The organism is Pseudomonas sp. 102515 (assembly GCF_031085165.1).
Taxonomy (GTDB): domain Bacteria; phylum Pseudomonadota; class Gammaproteobacteria; order Pseudomonadales; family Pseudomonadaceae; genus Chryseomonas.
Genome location: NZ_JAVHTY010000001.1, coordinates 651,829 through 670,061, shown reverse-complemented (window position 1 = coordinate 670,061; position 18,233 = coordinate 651,829). Strand labels below are relative to the sequence as shown.

At 66.6% G+C, this 18,233-nt stretch carries 16 protein-coding genes and 1 pseudogene; 2 read left to right on the top strand and 15 right to left on the bottom strand.

What is annotated here, in order from left to right; translation table 11 throughout:
* Positions 1 to 9: 9 nt before the first annotated feature.
* The 9 genes from RCF34_RS03035 to RCF34_RS02995 all read right to left on the bottom strand — a co-directional run bounded on the left by RCF34_RS03035 (position 10) and on the right by RCF34_RS02995 (position 9,718).
* Positions 10 to 882: an ABC transporter permease gene (locus RCF34_RS03035; protein WP_308706843.1), complete on the bottom strand. Its 873-nt coding sequence runs from the start codon at positions 880 to 882 to the stop codon at positions 10 to 12.
* The gene (locus RCF34_RS03030) at positions 879 to 1,826 is read right to left on the bottom strand and encodes an ABC transporter permease (protein ID WP_308706842.1); all 948 of its coding nucleotides are present in this window, start codon (positions 1,824 to 1,826) and stop codon (positions 879 to 881) included. Before RCF34_RS03030 ends, RCF34_RS03035 begins: the two co-directional genes overlap by 4 nt.
* A 2-nt stretch (positions 1,827 to 1,828) precedes the next feature.
* Positions 1,829 to 3,331 (bottom strand): ABC transporter substrate-binding protein, encoded by a 1,503-nt coding sequence (locus RCF34_RS03025; RefSeq protein WP_308706841.1) that lies wholly within the window; start codon positions 3,329 to 3,331, stop codon positions 1,829 to 1,831.
* Positions 3,328 to 4,416, bottom strand: a complete 1,089-nt coding sequence (locus RCF34_RS03020; protein ID WP_308706840.1) for an oligopeptide/dipeptide ABC transporter ATP-binding protein — start codon at positions 4,414 to 4,416, stop codon at positions 3,328 to 3,330. Before RCF34_RS03020 ends, RCF34_RS03025 begins: the two co-directional genes overlap by 4 nt.
* Positions 4,413 to 5,399 (bottom strand): ABC transporter ATP-binding protein, encoded by a 987-nt coding sequence (locus RCF34_RS03015; RefSeq protein ID WP_308706839.1) that lies wholly within the window; start codon positions 5,397 to 5,399, stop codon positions 4,413 to 4,415. The genes RCF34_RS03020 and RCF34_RS03015 overlap by 4 nt, the downstream gene beginning before the upstream one ends.
* Positions 5,396 to 6,118 (bottom strand): FCD domain-containing protein, encoded by a 723-nt coding sequence (locus RCF34_RS03010; RefSeq protein WP_308706838.1) that lies wholly within the window; start codon positions 6,116 to 6,118, stop codon positions 5,396 to 5,398. Before RCF34_RS03010 ends, RCF34_RS03015 begins: the two co-directional genes overlap by 4 nt.
* 554 nt (positions 6,119 to 6,672) lie before the next feature.
* Entirely contained in the window at positions 6,673 to 8,034 is a 1,362-nt protein-coding gene (locus RCF34_RS03005) for a citrate:proton symporter (RefSeq protein WP_308706837.1), read from the bottom strand.
* A gap of 86 nt (positions 8,035 to 8,120) precedes the next feature.
* Positions 8,121 to 8,825: a hypothetical protein gene (locus RCF34_RS03000; protein ID WP_308706836.1), complete on the bottom strand. Its 705-nt coding sequence runs from the start codon at positions 8,823 to 8,825 to the stop codon at positions 8,121 to 8,123.
* Positions 8,822 to 9,718 (bottom strand): DUF1932 domain-containing protein, encoded by an 897-nt coding sequence (locus tag RCF34_RS02995; RefSeq protein WP_308706835.1) that lies wholly within the window; start codon positions 9,716 to 9,718, stop codon positions 8,822 to 8,824. Before RCF34_RS02995 ends, RCF34_RS03000 begins: the two co-directional genes overlap by 4 nt.
* A 216-nt stretch (positions 9,719 to 9,934) precedes the next feature.
* Here RCF34_RS02995 and RCF34_RS02990 point away from each other — a divergent pair, with 216 nt between their 5' ends.
* On the top strand, positions 9,935 to 11,899 hold the full coding sequence (locus RCF34_RS02990; RefSeq protein ID WP_308706834.1) for a sigma 54-interacting transcriptional regulator: 1,965 nt from the start codon (positions 9,935 to 9,937) through the stop codon (positions 11,897 to 11,899).
* A 238-nt stretch (positions 11,900 to 12,137) separates the two neighbouring features.
* Here the strand turns inward: RCF34_RS02990 and RCF34_RS02985 are convergent, their stop codons facing one another.
* The 3 genes from RCF34_RS02985 to RCF34_RS02975 form a co-directional block, all read right to left on the bottom strand.
* On the bottom strand, positions 12,138 to 13,361 hold the full coding sequence (locus RCF34_RS02985; RefSeq protein ID WP_308706833.1) for an MFS transporter: 1,224 nt from the start codon (positions 13,359 to 13,361) through the stop codon (positions 12,138 to 12,140).
* Positions 13,362 to 13,824: 463 nt separating this feature from the next.
* Positions 13,825 to 14,739, bottom strand: a complete 915-nt coding sequence (locus RCF34_RS02980) for an EthD domain-containing protein (RefSeq protein WP_308706832.1) — start codon at positions 14,737 to 14,739, stop codon at positions 13,825 to 13,827.
* Positions 14,740 to 14,904: 165 nt separating this feature from the next.
* Positions 14,905 to 15,630, bottom strand: coding sequence for an SDR family oxidoreductase (locus RCF34_RS02975; protein WP_308706831.1), 726 nt, complete (start codon positions 15,628 to 15,630; stop codon positions 14,905 to 14,907).
* 103 nt (positions 15,631 to 15,733) lie between these two features.
* Between RCF34_RS02975 and RCF34_RS02970 the strand changes: the two genes are divergently transcribed.
* The gene (locus RCF34_RS02970; RefSeq protein WP_308706830.1) at positions 15,734 to 16,132 is read left to right on the top strand and encodes a helix-turn-helix domain-containing protein; all 399 of its coding nucleotides are present in this window, start codon (positions 15,734 to 15,736) and stop codon (positions 16,130 to 16,132) included.
* Positions 16,133 to 16,239: 107 nt separating this feature from the next.
* Here the strand turns inward: RCF34_RS02970 and RCF34_RS02965 are convergent.
* The 3 genes and pseudogenes from RCF34_RS02965 to RCF34_RS02955 all read right to left on the bottom strand — a co-directional run.
* A pseudogene (locus RCF34_RS02965) lies at positions 16,240 to 16,660 on the bottom strand (amidohydrolase family protein); the annotation flags it as partial.
* A gap of 99 nt (positions 16,661 to 16,759) precedes the next feature.
* Positions 16,760 to 17,251 carry a DUF4126 domain-containing protein gene (locus RCF34_RS02960; protein ID WP_308706829.1) on the bottom strand — a complete coding sequence of 164 codons (492 nt, stop codon included), beginning with the start codon at positions 17,249 to 17,251 and terminating at the stop codon, positions 16,760 to 16,762.
* 340 nt (positions 17,252 to 17,591) lie between these two features.
* Positions 17,592 to 18,020 (bottom strand): nuclear transport factor 2 family protein, encoded by a 429-nt coding sequence (locus RCF34_RS02955; protein ID WP_308706828.1) that lies wholly within the window; start codon positions 18,018 to 18,020, stop codon positions 17,592 to 17,594.
* Between the last annotated feature and the right edge of the window lie 213 nt (positions 18,021 to 18,233).

Genomic DNA, 18,233 nt, shown 5'->3' with positions numbered 1-18,233 from the left:
TCGGGGATCTCATTGGTGACGAGGATCGAGGGCGTCGCGCAGGCCGTCGCCCAGCAGGTTGAAGCCCAGCACGGTGAGGTAGATGCAGACGCCCGGGGCGATGGACATCCAGGGCGCCTGCTCCATGAAGTTCTTGGCGGTGTTGAGCATGGAACCCCAGGAGGGCATCGGCGGTTGCTGGCCGAGGCCGAGAAACGACAGGCTGGCCTCGGCGAGGATGGCGGCGGCGATGGTCAGGGTGGCCTGGACCACCAGCGGCGAGAGGATGTTGGGCAGCACGTAGCGCCAGAGAATCCAGCGATCCGGCAGGCCGATGGCACGCGCCCCTTCGAGGTAGTCCTCGTGGCGGATGGCGAGCACCTGGCCACGGGTCAGGCGGGCGAACACCGGCATGGCGGACAGGCCGATGGCGATCATGGCGTTGCCCAGGCTCGGGCCGAGAAAGGCGCCTAGCGCGATGGCCAGGACCAGGAAGGGGCAGGACAACAGGGCCTCCACCAGGCGCGAGATCAGGGCGTCCAGCCAGCCGCCGAAATAGCCGGCCACCAGGCCCAGGGGCACCCCCACCAACAGGGCGATGGCTACCGAGACCACGCCGGCCAGCAGGGAGCTGCGCGCACCCCATAGCAGGCGGGAGAGCAGGTCGCGACCGAGTTCGTCGGTACCCAGCCAGTTCAGCGCCGAGGGCGCCTTGCGCACCGCCAGGAAGCTGGTCTTGAGCGGATCGAAGGGGGCCAGCCAGGGCGCCAGCAGGGCGGCCAGGGCGAAGGTCAGGATCAGCGCGGCGCCGAGCAGCGCACCGCGATTGGCGCTGAACTTGCGCCAGAAGGGCGAGCGGGCGGGTTTCAGGGTGGCCGGGCGGGGCAGGGTCAGGGCGTTCATGCGGCGTGCCTCAGGCGCGGGTTGATCAGGCGGTAGAGCAGGTCGGCCACCAGGTTGAGCAGCACGAAGCCCACCGCTACGCAGAGCACTACCCCCTGGACCACGGCATAGTCGCGGTTGAACACGGCGTCGACGATCATCTTGCCGAAGCCGGGGATGCTGAAGACCTGTTCGGTGAGCACCGCACCGCCGAGCAGTTCGCCGAACAGCAGGGTGGTGAGGGTGACGATGGGCATCAGCGCATTGCGCAGGGCATGGCGCAGGATCACCACCCGCTCGCGCAGGCCCTTGGCCCGGGCGGTGCGCACGTAGTCGGCGCGCAGCACCTCCAGCATGGCCGCCCGGGTATGGCGCATCAGGGTGCCGGAGAGTCCGGCGCCCAGTACGAAGGCCGGCAGGACCAGGGTGCGCAGGTTGCGCAGCGGGTCTTCGTGGAAAGGCACGAAACCGGAGGCCGGCAGCCACTGCAACTTCACCGCGAACAGCAGGATCAAGAGGATGCCGAGCCAGAAGTGCGGGATGGAGATGCCGGACAGGGCCACCAGGTTGGCGCCGTAGTCCACCGCCGTGCCACGGCGTACCGCGGCGAGGATGCCGGTGGGGATACCGATGAGCAGGGCGATGAGGATGGCCAGCAGCGACAGCTCCAGGGTCACCGGCAGCTTTTCGGCGATCAGCGCCGTCACCGGCTGGTCGGTACGCAGCGAGATGCCCAGGTCACCCTGCAGCACCCCGCCCATCCAATGCAGGTATTGCACCGGCACGGGGTCGTTCAGCCGGTACTTCTCGCGCAGGAAATCCAGCACCTGGGGATCGCGCTCCTCGCCGGCCATGGCCAGCACCGGATCGCCCGGCAGCAGTTGCTGCAGGGTGAAGACGAACAGCGACACCAGCAGCAGGGTCGGCAGGGCACTCAGCAGGCCACGCAGGAAGAGGCGCAGCATGGCTATTGCCCGCGGGTGACGCCGGCCAGGCGAATCAGGCCGTCGGGGTTGGGGATGAAGCCCTTGAGGTCGGCGCGGGTGGCGATGATGCGCGGATCGAAATAGAGATAGAACACCGGCAGCTCCTCGCGCAGCAGGGTCAGGGCCTGGGCATAGAGCGCCTGGCGCTGCGCCTGGTCATTGGTGGTGCGGGCCTGGTCGAGCAGTCGGTCCAGCGCCGCGTTGCAGTAGCGGCCGTCGTTCTGATTGCCCTTGCAGGTGACGAATTGATGCACGTTGCCATCCGGATCGGGGCGGCCGGACCAGGCGCTCAGGCCGAGCTGGAAGTTGCCGGCGTGCTGTTCGGCCAGCAAGGTGGCGTATTCGGTGGCGACCAGGTTGACCTCGAAACCGGCCTCGGCGGCCATGGCCTGGATCAGCTGGCCCACCTGCTGGGCGATGGGGTTGTTGGCGATCTTGAGTTCGACCTTGACCGGCAGGGAGACCCCGGCCGCCTTGAGCAGCGCCTGGCTGCGTGCCACGTCGCGGGTCGGCACGGCGAAGGCCTTGTCGTGGTAGGGGCTGCTCTGCGGGAAGGGCTGCACGCTGGGCGCATAGAGCCCCTCGAACACCACCTGGTTGAGCGCCTCGCGATCCAGCGCCAGGTCGAAGGCCTGACGTACGCGCTTGTCGCCGGCGAAGGGATTCTTCGCCCGGTCGCCGTTGGCCATGTTGACCATCAGCTGCATGTAGCCCAGGCCCGGGGTGTTGTAGAGGGTGAAACCGGCCTGGCCCTGCAGGCCCTTGACGTCGGTGGGCGCGACCCGTTCGACGATGTCGAGGTCGCCCGAGCGCAGGTTGGCCAGGCGTACCGAGGTGTCCGGGATGGGCAGGAAGACCACCTTGTCGAAGTGATAGGCGGTGGCGTTCCAGTACTGCGGGAAGCGCTCCAGCACGATGCGGTCCTGCTGCACCCGTTGTACGAAGCGATAGGGACCGGAGCAGACCGGCTTGCTGCCCACGTCGCCCGCCGAGGCCTTGGGTGCGAGCATCATGCCGGCGCGGTCGGAGAGTTGGGCGAGCAGGGTGGCGTCGGGTTGCTTGAGGCGGATGCGCACGGTCTGGGGGTCGACCACCTCCACGGCATCCACCGAGGCCAGTTCGCTCTTGCGCAGCGAGTCGGGCAGGGTGCGGGCCCGGTCCAGGTTGAATTTCACCGCGGCGGCATCAAACGTCTCGCCATCGTGGAAGGTCACGCCCGGCCGCAGTTGCAGCGTCAGGCTGCGGTTGTCGTCGCTCCACTGCCAGGCTGTGGCCAGCTGGGGCACCAGCTCCAGCTGTGGCGAGACGTCCACCAGCTTGTCGCACAGAGCGGTATAGACCAGGCGCCCGGAATAGGTCCGCGAGCGATGCGGATCGAGCACGTCGGGATCGTCCTGGATGCCGATGCGCAGGGTGGTCCCGGCCAGGGCGGAGCCGCCGGCCAGGAGCAGAAGGGTGGCGGTGAGCCAGGCGGAGGCTTTCATGGGGTGGACTCCAGAAGGGACTGATGACGGTTGAACAGGGCGAGGCGCCGGCTGAAGGCCGCGCTGGTGGCGATCAGCGGCGGTGGTGAGGCGCCCGCACCCGCGATCTCGCGCCAGAAATGACAGGCCACCTGGCCTTCTCCGGCAGCGGGTTCCAGCACGGGCTTGGCCTCGCGGCACAGCGGCCGGGCGTGGGGGCAGCGGGTGTGGAAGCGACAGCCACTGGGCGGCGCCGTGGGGCTGGGCAAATCGCCGCCGAGCAGGGTGCGCGGTCGCCGCGCCCGTGGATGGCTAACCGGCACCGCGGCCAGCAGCGCCTGGGTATAGGGATGCAGGGGGGTCTCGAAAAGCGTCTCCACCGGCGCCAGCTCGACGATCTCGCCCAGGTACATCACCGCCACCCGGTCGCTCATGTGGCGGATCACCCCCAGGCCGTGGGCGACGATGATCAGGGTCAGGCCGAAGCGTGCCTTGAGGTCTTCCAAGAGGTTCACCACCTGCGCCTGTACCGAGACGTCCAGCGCCGAGACCGGTTCGTCGCCGAGCAGCAGCCGCGGTTCGGCGGCGAGGGCGCGGGCGATGCCGATGCGCTGGCGCTGGCCGCCGGAGAATTCGTGGGGATAGCGGCCGGCCAGTTCCGGCGCCAGGCCCACGGTGCGCAGCAGCTCGGCCACCCGCTCGGCGCGCTGACCGCGATCCAGCGGCTTGTGCAGCCACACGGGCTCGCCGACGATGTCGGCCACGCTCATGCGCGGATTCAGCGAGGCGTAGGGGTCCTGGAAGATGATCTGCAATTCTTGGCGAACCTGGCGCAGCGCCGGCGGACTGAGGTTGCCCAGGTTGCGACCTTCGTAGATGACGTCGCCGGCGGTGGGGGCGAGTAGGTTGAGCAGCAGGCGGCCGAGGGTCGACTTGCCCGAACCGGATTCGCCCACCAGGGCCAGGGTCTCGCCGCGGCGCACGGCGAAGGAGACGTCACTCACCGCCTGCACCGGTGGGCGCGGGCGTTGCAGGAAACCGGCCTGGCCGCCGAAGTGCTTGGTCAGGCCGATGGCTTCGAGGATGGGACGTTCGACCGCTTTCATGCACTGGTCTCCAGGTGCTGTTCCAGGGGCGCGCGGAGGCAGGCCACCTGCTGGCCCGGAGCGAGCTCCACGAGTGGCGGCGGGGCCAGGCGACAGGCGTCGAGGACGAAGGGGCAGCGGCTGGCGAAGCGGCAACTGGCCGGCATCTCGGCGGGCGTCGGCACCCGGCCGGCGATGGTCGCCAGCCGACCCGTGCGCGGCCCCAGCGAGGGCATGGAGCCCATCAGGCCGAGGGTGTAGGGGTGCTGCGGATCGTCGAACAGCTGGGCGACCGGGCCGGACTCGACCACCCGGCCGGCGTACATCACCGCCATCTCGTCGGCGACCTCGGCCACCACGCCGAGGTCATGGGTGATGAGGATCATGGCGGCGCCGGTCTCGGCCTGCAGGCCGGCGATGAGTTCGAGGATCTGCGCCTGGATGGTCACGTCCAGCGCCGTGGTGGGCTCGTCGGCGATGATCAGCGCCGGATCGTTGGCCAGCGCCATGGCGATCATCACCCGCTGGCGCATGCCGCCGGAGAGTTCGTGGGGATAGGCCGCCAGCCGCTGGATCGCCGCCGGCACCCGCACCTTCTCCAGCATCTCCAGGGCGCGCTGGCGGGCAGCCGACTGACTGCCACCACGATGCCGCAACACCGTCTCCATCAACTGCTCGCCGACGGTGAAGGCCGGATTCAGCGAGGTCATCGGCTCCTGGAACACCATGGCCAGGCGATCGCCACGCAAGTCACGGCGGCGCGCCTCGGGCATGCCCAGCAGGTCCTCACCCATGAAGCTGGCCTGGCGGGCGCGGACCTGGGCGCTGGCCGGCAGCAGCCCCATCAGGGCCATGGAGGTCACGCTCTTGCCACAGCCGGATTCGCCCACCAGGGCCAGGGTGCGGCCCGGCTGCACGGTAAAGCTCAGGCCCTCCACCACGGCCGCCGGAGCGCCCGGGAAGCGCACGCTGAGGTCGTCCACCACCAGCACCGGGGAACTCATAGGGCCTGCTCCAGGTTCTGCTGCAGCACGCTGTCCAGGGCCAGTTGCAGGGCGCGCAGATGGGCGCGCATCACCGCCGCGGCGCGGACCGGATCGCGGGCATCGAGGGCTTCCACCAGGGCCTGGTGGTCATCGTGGTAGGCCAGCAGGCGCTGGGCGTTGCGGGCGCGGTGGCGCAGGTCGCGCCAGGTCGGGTCCAGGCGGATGGCGTCGAGCATCTCGAACAGGTCCAGCAGCAGGCGATTGCCGGCGGCCTCGGCGATGCTGCGGTGGAAGGCGCTGTCCCACAACTCGATGGCGTCGGCGTCCTCGCTGCTGCCCAGGCGCTCGAAGGCGGTGCGCTCGGCCATGCGGCGGATCAGGGCGCGCTGCTCGCCGCTGGCGCGCTGGGCGGCCAGGGCGGCGAGATTCGGCTCCAGGTGCAGCCGTGCTTCCATCACCTCGCTGAAGTTGGTGCGCGCCGAGAGCTGGGTGAGGGTGAGCGCCGCGCTCGGCGGCGTGGGCCCCACGTAGGTGCCCTTGCCCTGGCGGCGCCAGACCTGGCCCTCGGCTTCGAGCACCGCCAGGGCGCGGCGGATGGAGCGACGGCTGACCCCGAATTCGCCGGCCAGCTCGCGCTCCGGTGGCAATGGCTTGTCGGGTACGCTGCTCTGCTGGGCGACCAGGTTGCGCAAGGCATCCAGGGCCAGGCGGGCGCTGTCGTCGGTATGGATCTGCATCGAACCTTTGCCTCTTAGGTCTGGGCTGTCTCCCGAGGCGAAGCGTGCTGCCAGTGCCATCGCCGGGGAGATCCGGATACCCGAGGCGGGTGCAAGGCCGATGCCATTTGAAATTGGTTCGGAGGTTCTTTCGGCGCAAGGCTCTGGGGCGATGCCTCGATTCCGCTCGCGGACCGGACCCGTGGCATTGGTTCACGCTTGGGCGAACCTTTGCCCGCCTGGTCAAAAGGCGCTGCGCCAGGATGGAGCCGGGTTGCACCGCGGCGGCGCGTCTGGATGTCACTCAGCGCCTGCCCCTGATACACCGCCGGCCACATGGAAAAGTGGGCGGGAAGAACGTGGACGTCAGCGCCAAAGCTGGCCAAGGGGCGGTCGGCAAGAAACTCGGAAGGACTGAGTGTCTCGCCACTGCGCATGGCTGGCCGAATGCCGAGGTGGTTGACTCGGCATTCGACGGGGTGCGCTTCCACGCCTGGCCCAACACCACCCGCTGGGACCTTGCGGCTCGCCTTCCCGGATGACGGTCGACTGCTGAATCCCAGGGCGCCAGGGCGTCAGCCGATGGGCAGCTCACCGGTCACGATGGCGGTGACGATGAACAGGCCGAACATCGGTAGCGACCACTTGAAGAATTCCTTCTGGTACTCGCCAAAGGTCATTTCCGTCCGATTCATCAGCAGGAACAGCCAGGCGACGGTCGGACTCGCATAACGCAGGGCCTGGCCCATGAAGGAGGCCACGCCGATCTCGGTGGGGGTGATGCCGAACTGATAGGCGATGGGCGCCACCACCGGCAGGATGCCGAAGTAGTAGGCGTCCACCGGCAGCGCATAGCAGGCGATGGCGCCGAGGAAGGCGAAGGCCAGCGCCGTATGGCTGCCCATGGATTCGGGAATCAGCCCGGCGATGCTGGTGGCCACCGCGGCGGCCATGCCGCTGCCGTTGAAGATGCCGAGGAAGCAGCCCGCCGCCAGAATGATGGACGCGACGGCGATGGCGTCACCGCCATTGGCCGTGATGCGTTCCCGTTGTTCGGTGGCGCTGTAGTTCACCGCCAAGGCGAGGGCGGTTCCCAGCATGAAGACGATGGCGCCGCTGGCCCAGCCGGCCAGCAGTGTCACCAGGATGAGGATGGTCAGCGCCAGGTTGAACAGGAACAGGCGGGGTCGCTTGAATGCCCGGTCGTTCTCCTGGATGACGGTGACCATCTCCTCGATCTGCCGCGGCGTGACGATGGCGCGTTCACCGGGAATGTAGCCGAGCCGCTCGCGTTCCTTGCGCCCCATCAGGTAGGCCATGCAGAACACATAGACGAAGGACACGCCCAGGATCGGCAGGATAGCCACGAAGAGGGTGTTCACCTCCACGTTCAGCACCGCGGCGGCGCGTGCCAGCGGACCGCCCCAGGGCAGGCAGTTGCCCAGGCCGCAGGGCAGGATGATGAGCATGGCCAGGTTCGACAGCTTCAGCCCCATCTGCTTGTACAGCGGCAGGAAGGCGCTGGTGATGATCAGGATGGTGGTAGTGCCATCGCCGTCCAGGGTCACCACCGAGGAGGTGAAGGCCGTCACCAGGATGATCTTCAGCGGATCGCCATTGGCCTTGCGGATGAGATAGGTGCACAGCGGATCGAACAGCCCCACGTTCATCATCAGGCTGAAGTAGAGGATGGCGAAGAGGATCATCACCGTGGGATTGACCGTGCCCAGCGCCACCTTGCCGCTTTGGCTGGTGGAATAGAACAGGCCTTCGCGAATCCAGGTGACCAGGGATTCGAAGGGGACGCCGTTGGCGATGCAGGCCAGGGTGCCGGCGGCCAGGGAGACCACGATCAGGCCGGTGAAGGGCGACAGCTTCTGCCGGATGACCAGGAACAGAAAGGCGATGATCAGCGCATAGCCGAGGAAGGTCAGCATTCGGAGCAACTCTCAGTCTTATTGTTATCGGGACGCGAAACGGGTGGAACGGGAGGAGCCCTGGTGGTGGGCTCTCCAGGCGACGGTCAGCGCTGTTCCAATAGCTCGGTCACCCAAGCTGGCGCCAGGGGCGGCAGGGGCTCACCCTGGGCACGACAGCGGGCATAGTCGGCGATGACCGTACGGCGCTGCGCCTCGTAGGCGTCCTTCTTCTCCGCGGCTTCGAGCACCTCCAGCAGGCGGGCGCGGGGCACCACGGTGATGCCGTCGTAGTCGCCGAAGACCAGATCACCCGGCGCGACCTCGACCCCCGCGCACTGGACCGGCACGTTGATCCGACCGGGGCCGTGCTTGGCCGGGCTGCGCTGCATGAAGCCCTTGGCGTAGATCGGGATGTCCAGCTCCGCCAGCGGACGCCGGTCGCGCACGCAGCCGTCGACCACCAGGCCGGCGAGGCCGACCGCCTGGGCGGCCCCGGCCATCAGGTCGCCGAGGTAGGCACGCTCCCGGTTCGCCTTGCCGGCCACCACCAGCACGTAGCCCGGTTGCCCCTGGTAGATGGCGACATGGATGGGAAAGTTGTCGCCATCCTCGGTATCCACGGTACAGGCGGTGCCCAGCAGGAGCTTGTCCGGGTCCAGCGGCAGCAGGTCGTGATCCATACAGCCGCTCCGGGGGATGCCCAGGCTCTGCATGCCATCGCATAGCTGTGCCGGGCTGAGGGCGCGGAAGCGCTCGAGCAGCGCGGCGGGAATGAGTTCGGGTAGCGGCAGGTACTGATCGGTGGTCATCGCGACGACTCCTGTTGGGCGCGGGTGAAATGGGCGATGGCGGTGCGGTAGTCCAGCTCGCTGCCACCGGGGCCGAATTGGGCGTTCCAGTCCTGCTGGGCCAGTTTCAGCAGTTGATCGCGGGTGGCGATGGACATGCTGGCATCAACGCCCGCCGCCTGCAGGGTCGCCACGACGTCGTCCAATTCGGCGGCGCGGCGCTTGGCGTGGATGAGCGTGCGGGCGGTGAAGGTGTCGGCCAGTTGCGTCACCGTCTTGCCATCGAGGGACTCGCCGAGGGAGGCGACCAGGATGTCGAGCACCCCGAAGCGCTCGGCTGCCTGAAAGGACTCGAGGAACAGTTGCGGCAGCCCCTTCATCACCACGCTCTTGAGCATCTTGATGGCCGAGGCGGCGCCAGGCTCGGCGTCCAGTACGGTGAGGCGCATGCCGTAAGGAGTGAGGGCGGCAGCGAAGGCCGGCGCCGCGCTGCCGGCCAGCAGCATCGGGACGCGGTGATTGTTGCCCGGCACGGTGCCCATCACGGCGCAATCGCAAAAGCCCACACCGGCGGCCCGTGGCAGACGCTCGATGCGCTGCTTGACCGCAGGTGCCGCGGAGTTCAGGTCCAGGTAGTCCTGGCCTGCGGTCAGCAGTGGCAGGATACGCTCAGCCAGGGCCAGGGCACTGCTCGCGCTGGTGAGGCAGAGTACGAAGCGTGCTGCCTGGCAAGCCTGCTCCGGGCTGTCGAACAGTTCCACCCCGGCCTGGGCAGCACGCTGCCGGATCAGCGGACCCGCCTTGGCATCGTCGCGGTAGGCATCGTAGGCACCCAGTTGCAGTCCTTCCGCGGAGCCCAGGCCGAGGGCCAGGTGATAGGCGGCCTCGCCGAAGCCTATGAAGACCATTTTCATCGCCAGCTACCTTCTTCTTGGTGTTGTTTGCACAGTCGCGGCGCAAGGCCTGTGCCAGATTGCTGAGTGTGGCCGGGTCGAACGGGAAAAATTAACGAAATCAATTGGATAGGTAGGCAGCACGCGACCTTCACCGAACGCCGCGAAGCGAAAGTCATGGCGTGAGCTTGCAAAAGCTTTCAAGCTGGTGAAAGGCCTGAAACAAGAAGAACGTCAATGAATGCCGAGCCGAGCCCTTCCGTATCCACCGGCCTGTCCGGGCGGATCGCCGTCATCGCACCCTCGCGTACCCTCACTCTGGCCATGGAAGCGCTGCTCGCCCGGCGGGGGTTGGCGCTGCCCGTGGTGGAAGCCGTACAGGGCGACGCCCTGCGTACCGCCCAGCACCTGCTGGAGCAGGGCGCCGTGGTCCTGATCAGCCGTGGCAAAACGGCCCACCGCCTGCGGGAGCACTTCCGCGTGCCGGTGGTGGAACTCAGGCATACCTTCTTCGACTGCATCAATGCCTATCGCCAGGCGTTGCGCATCTCGCCCCGCATCGCCTTTCTCGCCACCTCGGACGGCTACGCGCGGATTCTTGCCAGATCCCACGCCTTCATGCCCGATGCCTACATTTGCGTGATAGACCCGCTCGCCAGCAGCCGGGAGATCGAAGCGCGCCTGGACGAGCTGCAGGCCCAGGGTATCGAGGTGACCATCGGCGGGCTGTCCTTCGCTGATGCCGTCACCGCCCGCGGTCTGCATTTCGTGATGTCCGATACCGATGGCGACGCCGCCAACGAGGCCCTCGACGAAGCTCTCCACCTGCTCCAGGTCGAGGAGGAACGCCGCGGGCAGCGCCAGGAACTGCAGCGTCGCTACGAGATGATCCAGGCGATCCTCGATTGCGTGTCCGAAGGCATCTTCAGCGTCGACGGCGCGGGCCGGGTGACGCGCCTGAACCAGGTCGCGCAGTCCTACATGGGAGATCTCGCCTGTGGCGATCCCATCCTCGAGCTGCCCATCGGGCGCTATTTCGAGCCGGCCTTGCAGCAGGGCAAGGCGGTCCGCGGGGCCTTGCTGGACATCGGCCGCCACTCCCTGACGCTGAGCATCGCGCCCATCGAGCTGGATGGCCAGGTGATCGGCGCGGTCGCCACCCTGCAGAAGCAGACGGATATCAAGACCCTCGAGCGCAAGATGCGGCGAGCGCTCGCCAGCCAGCACCTGGCGCGGCGCACCTTCGCCGACATCGTCGGCAGCAGTCCCGCCCTGCAGCGGGCGAGGCGGCTGGCCCAGGCCTACGCCAGCGCCGACAGCACCCTGATCATCGAGGGCGAGACCGGTACCGGCAAGGAACTCTTCGCCCAGAGCATCCACAATGCCTCGGCGCGCCGCCATGGCCCCTTCGTGGCCATCAACTGCGCTGCCTTCGCCCCCGGGGTACTGGAAAGCGAGCTGTTCGGCTATGTCCGGGGCGCCTTCACCGGGGCGTCCAGCGAAGGCCGCACCGGCGTCTTCGAGCTGGCCCATACCGGCACGCTATTTCTCGACGAGATCAGCGAAACCTCCGCGGATATCCAGCTCAAACTGCTGCGTACCCTGCAGGAGCGACAGGTCATCCGCATCGGTGACGACAAGGTCACGCCGGTGGACATCCGCATCATCACGGCCAGCAACAAGCCCTTGCGGGAGCAGGTCGCCAAGGGCCTGTTCCGCGAAGATTTCTACTACCGACTCTGCGTCCTGCGCCTGACGCTGCCACCGTTACGCGAGCGCCGTGACGATCTGCCCGAATTGCTGGACCGGCTCCTGCCCGATCCCTCCGCCGTGACCCGGGCGCTCACCCAGACCTTGCTGACTCGACTCGCCGACTACCCGTGGCCAGGCAACGTGCGCCAGCTCGCCAATCTGGTCGAGCGCCTGGGCGTCATGCTCTCCTGCGACCTACCCGCCGACGAGTTGCTCGATGAACTGCTCGGCGACCTGCCCCAGCCCGAGACGTCGCTGCAGGTGGTGCCGGCGGCGGGGTTACCCGATGAGCGCGCGATCCTGCATGCGGCCCTCAGCGCCGTGGGCGGCAATCGCAAGCAGGCGGCGGCCCGGCTTGGCATCAGCACGGCGACCCTCTGGCGGCGGATGCGCCGATACCTGGATCAGGATCCCTCCTGCTTCGATGGCAGTCGCTACAGCGAACGCTGAGGGGATACAGACCCTGTGCGGGCTCTGTAACCGAGCCCGCTGAGGTAGAGGGTCGCATCACCATCCTCGGCGGCGAACACTGTTCAGGTAGCGAGTGCGGAGGGCCATGGCTGCCGCGATCAACAGGCGGGTATTGCGTATCCTGACGTCCTTCTGGCACGCGACTACTTTCCTGCCGCTTCGATTCAACGTTCAGAGGGGCGTCGATCAGGGCAAGCGATACCTTCGACTCGACAGCTCATTCCTTCGCAGCATTGAGGTGGCTTTCCACCGCGCGGAACGTCAGCAACAGCAGGCCGGCTATTCCGAGCGTGAGGGTGGCGCCTATGGCGCTGGCCAGCAAGCCTGCGAGCAGGCCACCCACTGCCTCGAAGCCGAAGCGCATGGCGATGTATAGGGCGATCACGCGGCCGCGCAGTGCGACCGGGGCATCGGCCTGCAACAGCATGTTGGTGCTGACGTTGTTGGCGGTGATGCCAAAGCCCAGCAGGGCCAGCAACAACAGCGCGAAGGGAAGCGGCAGCTTGAACGCCAGCAGGCAAAGCGCCAGGGCGCAGCACAACTCGGCGATGAAGATCACGCGCCGCAGGCGGTGCAAGGCGCCGACGAGAGCGAGCATGATCGTGGCCACAAAAGCGCCGGCGCCGGCGGCCCCCCATAGCCAACCCAGCATCCGGGCGTCGCCGAGGTAGAGCGTCTTGGCCAGTACTGGCAGCAAGACGCTGTAGTTGGAGGCGAGCAGGTTGACGGCGATCACCCCCAGCATCAGGCGCCGGACCGAGAAGGTACTCCAGACGTAGCCCAAGCCTTCGCGAAACATCTGACTGGTCGAGCCGCTGGCTCTGGTGGTCGCGCTGCCCTGAACCCTCGTCAGGCCCAGCAGCAAGGTGGCGAAGGCAATCGCCGTGATCAAGAAGCAAAGTGCTTCGCTACTGGCGGCGATCAGGGCGCCGGCCAACGGAGGGCCGATGAAACGCGCGGCGTTGATCAGCATGGCATTGAGCGCAAGGGCGTTGGGCAAATCGCTGGCATCGGCCACGAAGCTACCGATGAGTGCCTGTCGGAGAGGCGTTTCCAGGGCATTCAGCAAGCCGAGGAGCAGCGCCATGGCAATCAGAATCGGCGCGTCGATCCAGCCCTGCCAGCTCAAGAGCGCGAGCAACAGCGATTGGATGGCCAGCAGCGACTGCGCCGCGATCAGGCAACGGCGTTTGTCGTGGCGGTCGATCCAGGCGCCGGCGATCGGACCTACGAGCAATTGCGGGGCGAGCGTCAGAAAGGTGATTACGCCCAGCAGGGTGGCGGAAGCGGTGACGTGATAGGCCATCCACGACAGCGCGACCTGCTGCACCCATTTGCCCAGAGTCGATACGCCTTGGCAGGCAAAATAGATCTGGAAGTCACGATGGGCGAGAGCCCGTACAGCGGCGGGCCAACGTGAGGGCGTGGTAGATTTCGCCAATACGGCTGTCTCCAGATTGACTCAGCAGGAAGCGACCGGTCCGGCATGTCACGTTCGAAACCGCTACAACCAGCACGGCGATGCTTGGCACGAGGGCGGCTACCTCTGGCGCTCGTACCATACAGGGCGGACAACGCGCAGAATCCGACAGTCGTCAGGCAGGCCGTTTCAGGGTGAGAGATACAACCCGCTATCGATTTTTTAGAATGTCATTTCGTTTTTGTTTTTGCAACGGCCAGACGCCCTGGCAGCAGCCAGCCTGCCAGCTGCCTGTGCGAGACAAAGGAAATTTGACTCCATTGAGCAGGAACCCGGGCGATATCGCGGCTAACCCGAGCGGCCGGGCTGGCAGGCGCTGGTGCTGGCGAGACGGCGGTATCCTCGTCCGGCCATAGCGGCCGGCACGGCGCTGCTATCGAGCATGCGGTGAAAAAACGCTGGCTCGAAGTAGGACAGAGGGTCATCAGTCCTGGCGTGTAGTCGGTGCCGAGGAAGGAGCATCGTTTTCCGGTAACGCTCCGTGGCGAAGCAGATGCACGACCTCATCGTGCGTCTGGTTGACCGCCCCGAGTCGCTCGATCAGTTCGGCCGCGCGACTGCCGCGCAGGCCGGCGGTGGTGAGCTGGCCGGCATGGACGTAGGTGTATACCCCGGACACGGCGAAGGCCTTGATACAGGCGATATGCCGCGCCTGTTCGGGCAGGCGGCTGCAAAAGGCGTCGCTGGCGAAGAAGCGCCGGCGTTCCAGTGGCGAGGCGAAGACGATCTCCACCATCGACAGCGCCGCGCGGATGGCATCGGCCCGGTGTGCCACGTCGGGCGACGGCGGATGTTGACCGTCGTTGATGAAGGGCACGCAAGGGTGCACGCGCACTTTCAGGACGGCCGATTGTGCGGCCAGCCAGGGGCCTAGCTGACTCAGCAGATAATTGTTCAGGTCCTCGAGGCTGTCGCGGGGATGCAGGTGCAGCTGGAGGCGATCCAGCGGGTCGGGGCCGTTATGGTGCTCGTCCGCCAGGGTGTTCTTGAACGCTTGCGAGCCGTTGGGCAGATCATAGGCAAGCGTCTCGGCGAACATGTTCTGCTCGTCGCTGAACAGCACGGGGCTGGCTGCCTGGAAGGTGCGTTGACGCTCCTCGTCAGCGAAGCCGATCTCGACCATCCCATCCAGTTCGTAGTCGGGAATCTCCCGGACGCCCTCAGCCAGCGGCCACAGATGGGCGTCCTGCTCTCGGTTGAAATGGTACTGCACGTAGTGGCCGAGGCCCGGCAGGCGGGCGCACAAGGGGCCGTGCACGTCACGCCAGTAATGCGCGAAAAGGTCAAGGGGCACGCGTTCGCGGCGCTTGACCGTGGTGTAGCTGTTGAGGGTGATCATGGGGCACATTCCTGGAGGCGAGGCTAGGAAAGTGGACCCCTGACTCCGCGATAAGCTCCGGACTTTCGCGAGCGAGATTCCAGGCCACGGTGCGAGCCTGCCCGCCCGCGCCGGGACGGGCTCGATCCCTGGAGCGCGTCCTTGCGTCCATGAGCGACCCGCCTTTCAGACCTGTGCCATGCCACCGTCGACGGGCAACTCGGCGCCGGTGATGAAGCTGCTCTGGTCGCTCGCGAGAAAGAGCGCGGCCGCGGCCACTTCGTCGACGCGTGCCATCCGGCCGAGCGGGATCAGCCTGTTCAGCTGCTCCCGTACCTCCGCCGAGGTCGCGGCCATCATGGCGGTGTCCGTGGGTCCCGGCGCAACGACGTTGACGCGGATGTTGCGGGGCGCCAGTTCATTGGCCCAGGTGCGCGCCAAGGAGCGCACCGCGGCCTTGCTCGCGCCATAGACGCCGTAGCCCTGGGTGCCGATCGCCGCGGCGATGGAGCCGATCAATACGATGGCGCCGCCCTCCGGCATGCTCACCGTCGCCGCCTGGGTAGCGAACAGCAGGGCGCGTACGTTGAGCGCGAAGGTCCGATCGAAGTGCTCCTCGCTGATGGTCTCGAGGGGGGCGAACTCCGAGATGCCGGCGTTCACCACCAGTACATCCACCCGCCCGGCTTCGCGCCGCACGCCGTCGAAGAAGGCCGCAAGCGCCGTCACATCGGACGCATCGAGGCTGCGCTCATGCAACCTGCCCGTACCGAGTTCGACGTCGCGGACCGGGGTGCGCCGACTGGTGGCGTAGACAGTGGCGCCCTCGGCCGCGAAGCGTTCCGCGATGGCCCCACCGATCCCGCCATGACCACCGATCACGACGGCGACTCTTGCTGATAGCGTGTTCATGGATCGTCACCAGGCTGCTGTGGATGTCCAGGCGCACGGTATCATTCGTATATCCAATCGCAAGAACGCACCTGAGGGTGCCTAGATAGCCTGGTGGATACCCATGTCGAAAGACGCGCTCGAACGACCCCTCGATGTCACCGCAAAGCGCTCCATCTTGGAACACATAGCCAACAAGTGGACCGTGCTGATTCTGAGTGTCCTGTGCACGCAGCCGGCGCGGTTCAATGACCTCAAGCGCCGTCTCCATGGCATCACCCATAAATCGCTGTCCGAGGCACTCAAGCGCCTGGAGCGTAACGGGCTCATCAGTCGAAAGGTCCTGCCGACCCAGCCGATCGGTGTCGAGTATCGAATCACGGCCCTTGGCTCCTCGCTGCGCGATCCCTTTGCCGCCCTCTATGCCTGGTCGCTGACCCACCGAGCCGCCCTGGAAGAGGCGCAGCGCGCCTATGATCACGCGAGGGCGAGCGAAGGGCGGGAGGAGGGTGGCGAGCGGTAGCGACGAGGGATGTCGGCTACCGCCGGGCTGCCGATCCGCCAGCGGTGCCTTGGTTGCAATACCGGCCTGTTCTGCCAGGACCCAGGTGTTGGACCCGGGCGGGTCCAGAAGGCGAAGCACGAGCAGCCGAACGCCCCCCAGAAGCCCTGGTGGCCGCTGACCGGCACCGAGCGGCGGCGTGCGCGATCGTGCTGGTGAACGGCGCAGGACCCCAGGCACTGATGAAGGCGGGGGGTGGCGCGCCGATGGCCGGGTACGATGGACACCGGTGACCAGTCCGGCATGACCGGCGCGCTTGTCGGTGCCAGGTCATCGAATTCGCCGGCGGCATGCACCAGCTCGCCCCGACCAGGGCCAGCACCGATTCGAGCCATTTGATCTGCTCTTCCTCGACGCTGAAGAAATCGACCGACAGCGCGCCAGATCGGCCGGCTGGTCGACCTTGATCTGTTCCTTCTTGCCCTGTTCGCTGAAGAACCGAGCGCTGCCGTGGGTAAGAAGCTGCAGGGCGGTGGCCGCTGGCAGTCCTGCCATATCCCTGAAGCTGGGCGCTCACCTGTGCCGGCGCGCAGCGAGCCGAGGCGGTCGTACTCAAGCGCGGAGGGCGAACGATGCGTCACCTTTTGCCTATCGTTCTCGCAGGGCTCGATGTAACCCGGCATTGGCCAGCGATACGGCCATGCAGTCCTCAGCCAACCCGAGACCGGCGTTGAGCCAGGCATCGCTGGCGTAGCGCCTGCGCAGATCGATCGCCACCCTGGCGGCGACACAGGCGGCGGTCGCCCCGATCAAGGCAGGCAGCAGTCGCGGTTGCCGCCGCGCACCGGCGAGCGCCGCGGCGCTGACGCCACCGGACAAGGCACGGACCAGCATCGAGGGCGCGATGGTGCGGTCCGGAGCGAAGGGCAGCTTGTCGCCCAGGAGCTCCCCTACCGCCAGGGGTATCACGTACTGCCGTACTCGAGACGACGCGAGGGTGCGTGCGGGTTCATCAGCGCCCGCGATATCCGCACGCTCCGCCAGGGCCCCGCCGACCATGGCCGGCGCCAGCATGCTGCGCATGCCCGTCACCACGCCAATGGCCAGGGCGCCCCACAAGACATTGCTGGCTGTCGTCATCGTCGATCCTCCCGAGGGTTGTTCCAATACGGACCGAGTGTGCGCGGGACTGTTCAGATTGATGGGGCCGCAGGTCGCATACGCTCGCAAGCCACGGTGACGGCAGCCGTAGCGGGTGAGGAACCCGGCGGTATAGAACAGGGCGATGGTGACCGAACCATGCCATGCAGGGACCTTCCCGTTTCTTCACGGCTGCACCGTGCGGCTTGCGAGGACGCAAGACGCAAGGTGCGTGGTCGATCCGCGGTACATAGGTTCGAGCGGATGCTCGTGACGGGAGTGAAAGCCGAGGCCTTCAGCGTTCAGTCGGGGCTGGCGATACAGCTTCCGCAGAGGGATATCAGAAGCGAAATGCCTGGCGACCGATCAATAGCCAATGGCCTTTCTGTTTCTGCCAGATCTGAAAGTTCTCGATTTCAGTCGGCACGACCTTGCCACTGTTGACGGCCTGAGCTGAAAAGTGGTTGCGCACCAGCGCGACGTCCCCGGATAGGGTGATCTTCTGGTTGAGCATCTTCAGCTCGTTGAACGCGCTCTTGCCCGTCTCGATGTCGGCAATGAAGGCCTTTTTATCCTGGATGTTGCCACTGGAATGCCCATAGGTCAGGTTGTCCGCGGTCAGGGCATCGAGTTGCGCAATGTCCTTGTGCCACATGGCCTGGGTGAGCTTGTCGACGGCGGTGGCGACATCACGTTCATCGCTTGTCGCCGCCGCGACAAAGCCACTGAACAGGCATAGGAAACCCAGTGCTAGCTTCAGCTTTCTCATGCTCAGATCCTCTTGTTGTATTTGTCGGGAACGCTATCTGGAAAGTCATGGGCAGACAGTCTTGTCTGTCATCGTATGACATTTTGATTGTGCCTGGCTGACCGGCGTAAAACCAGCCTTGCTACGTATCGCTCGAAGGCGGTCTGTGCGGACTTCGCCGTCACCGCCACGGGCTGGCACCGGGCGTGACGCAGTGCGGATGGTGTCTAGGAG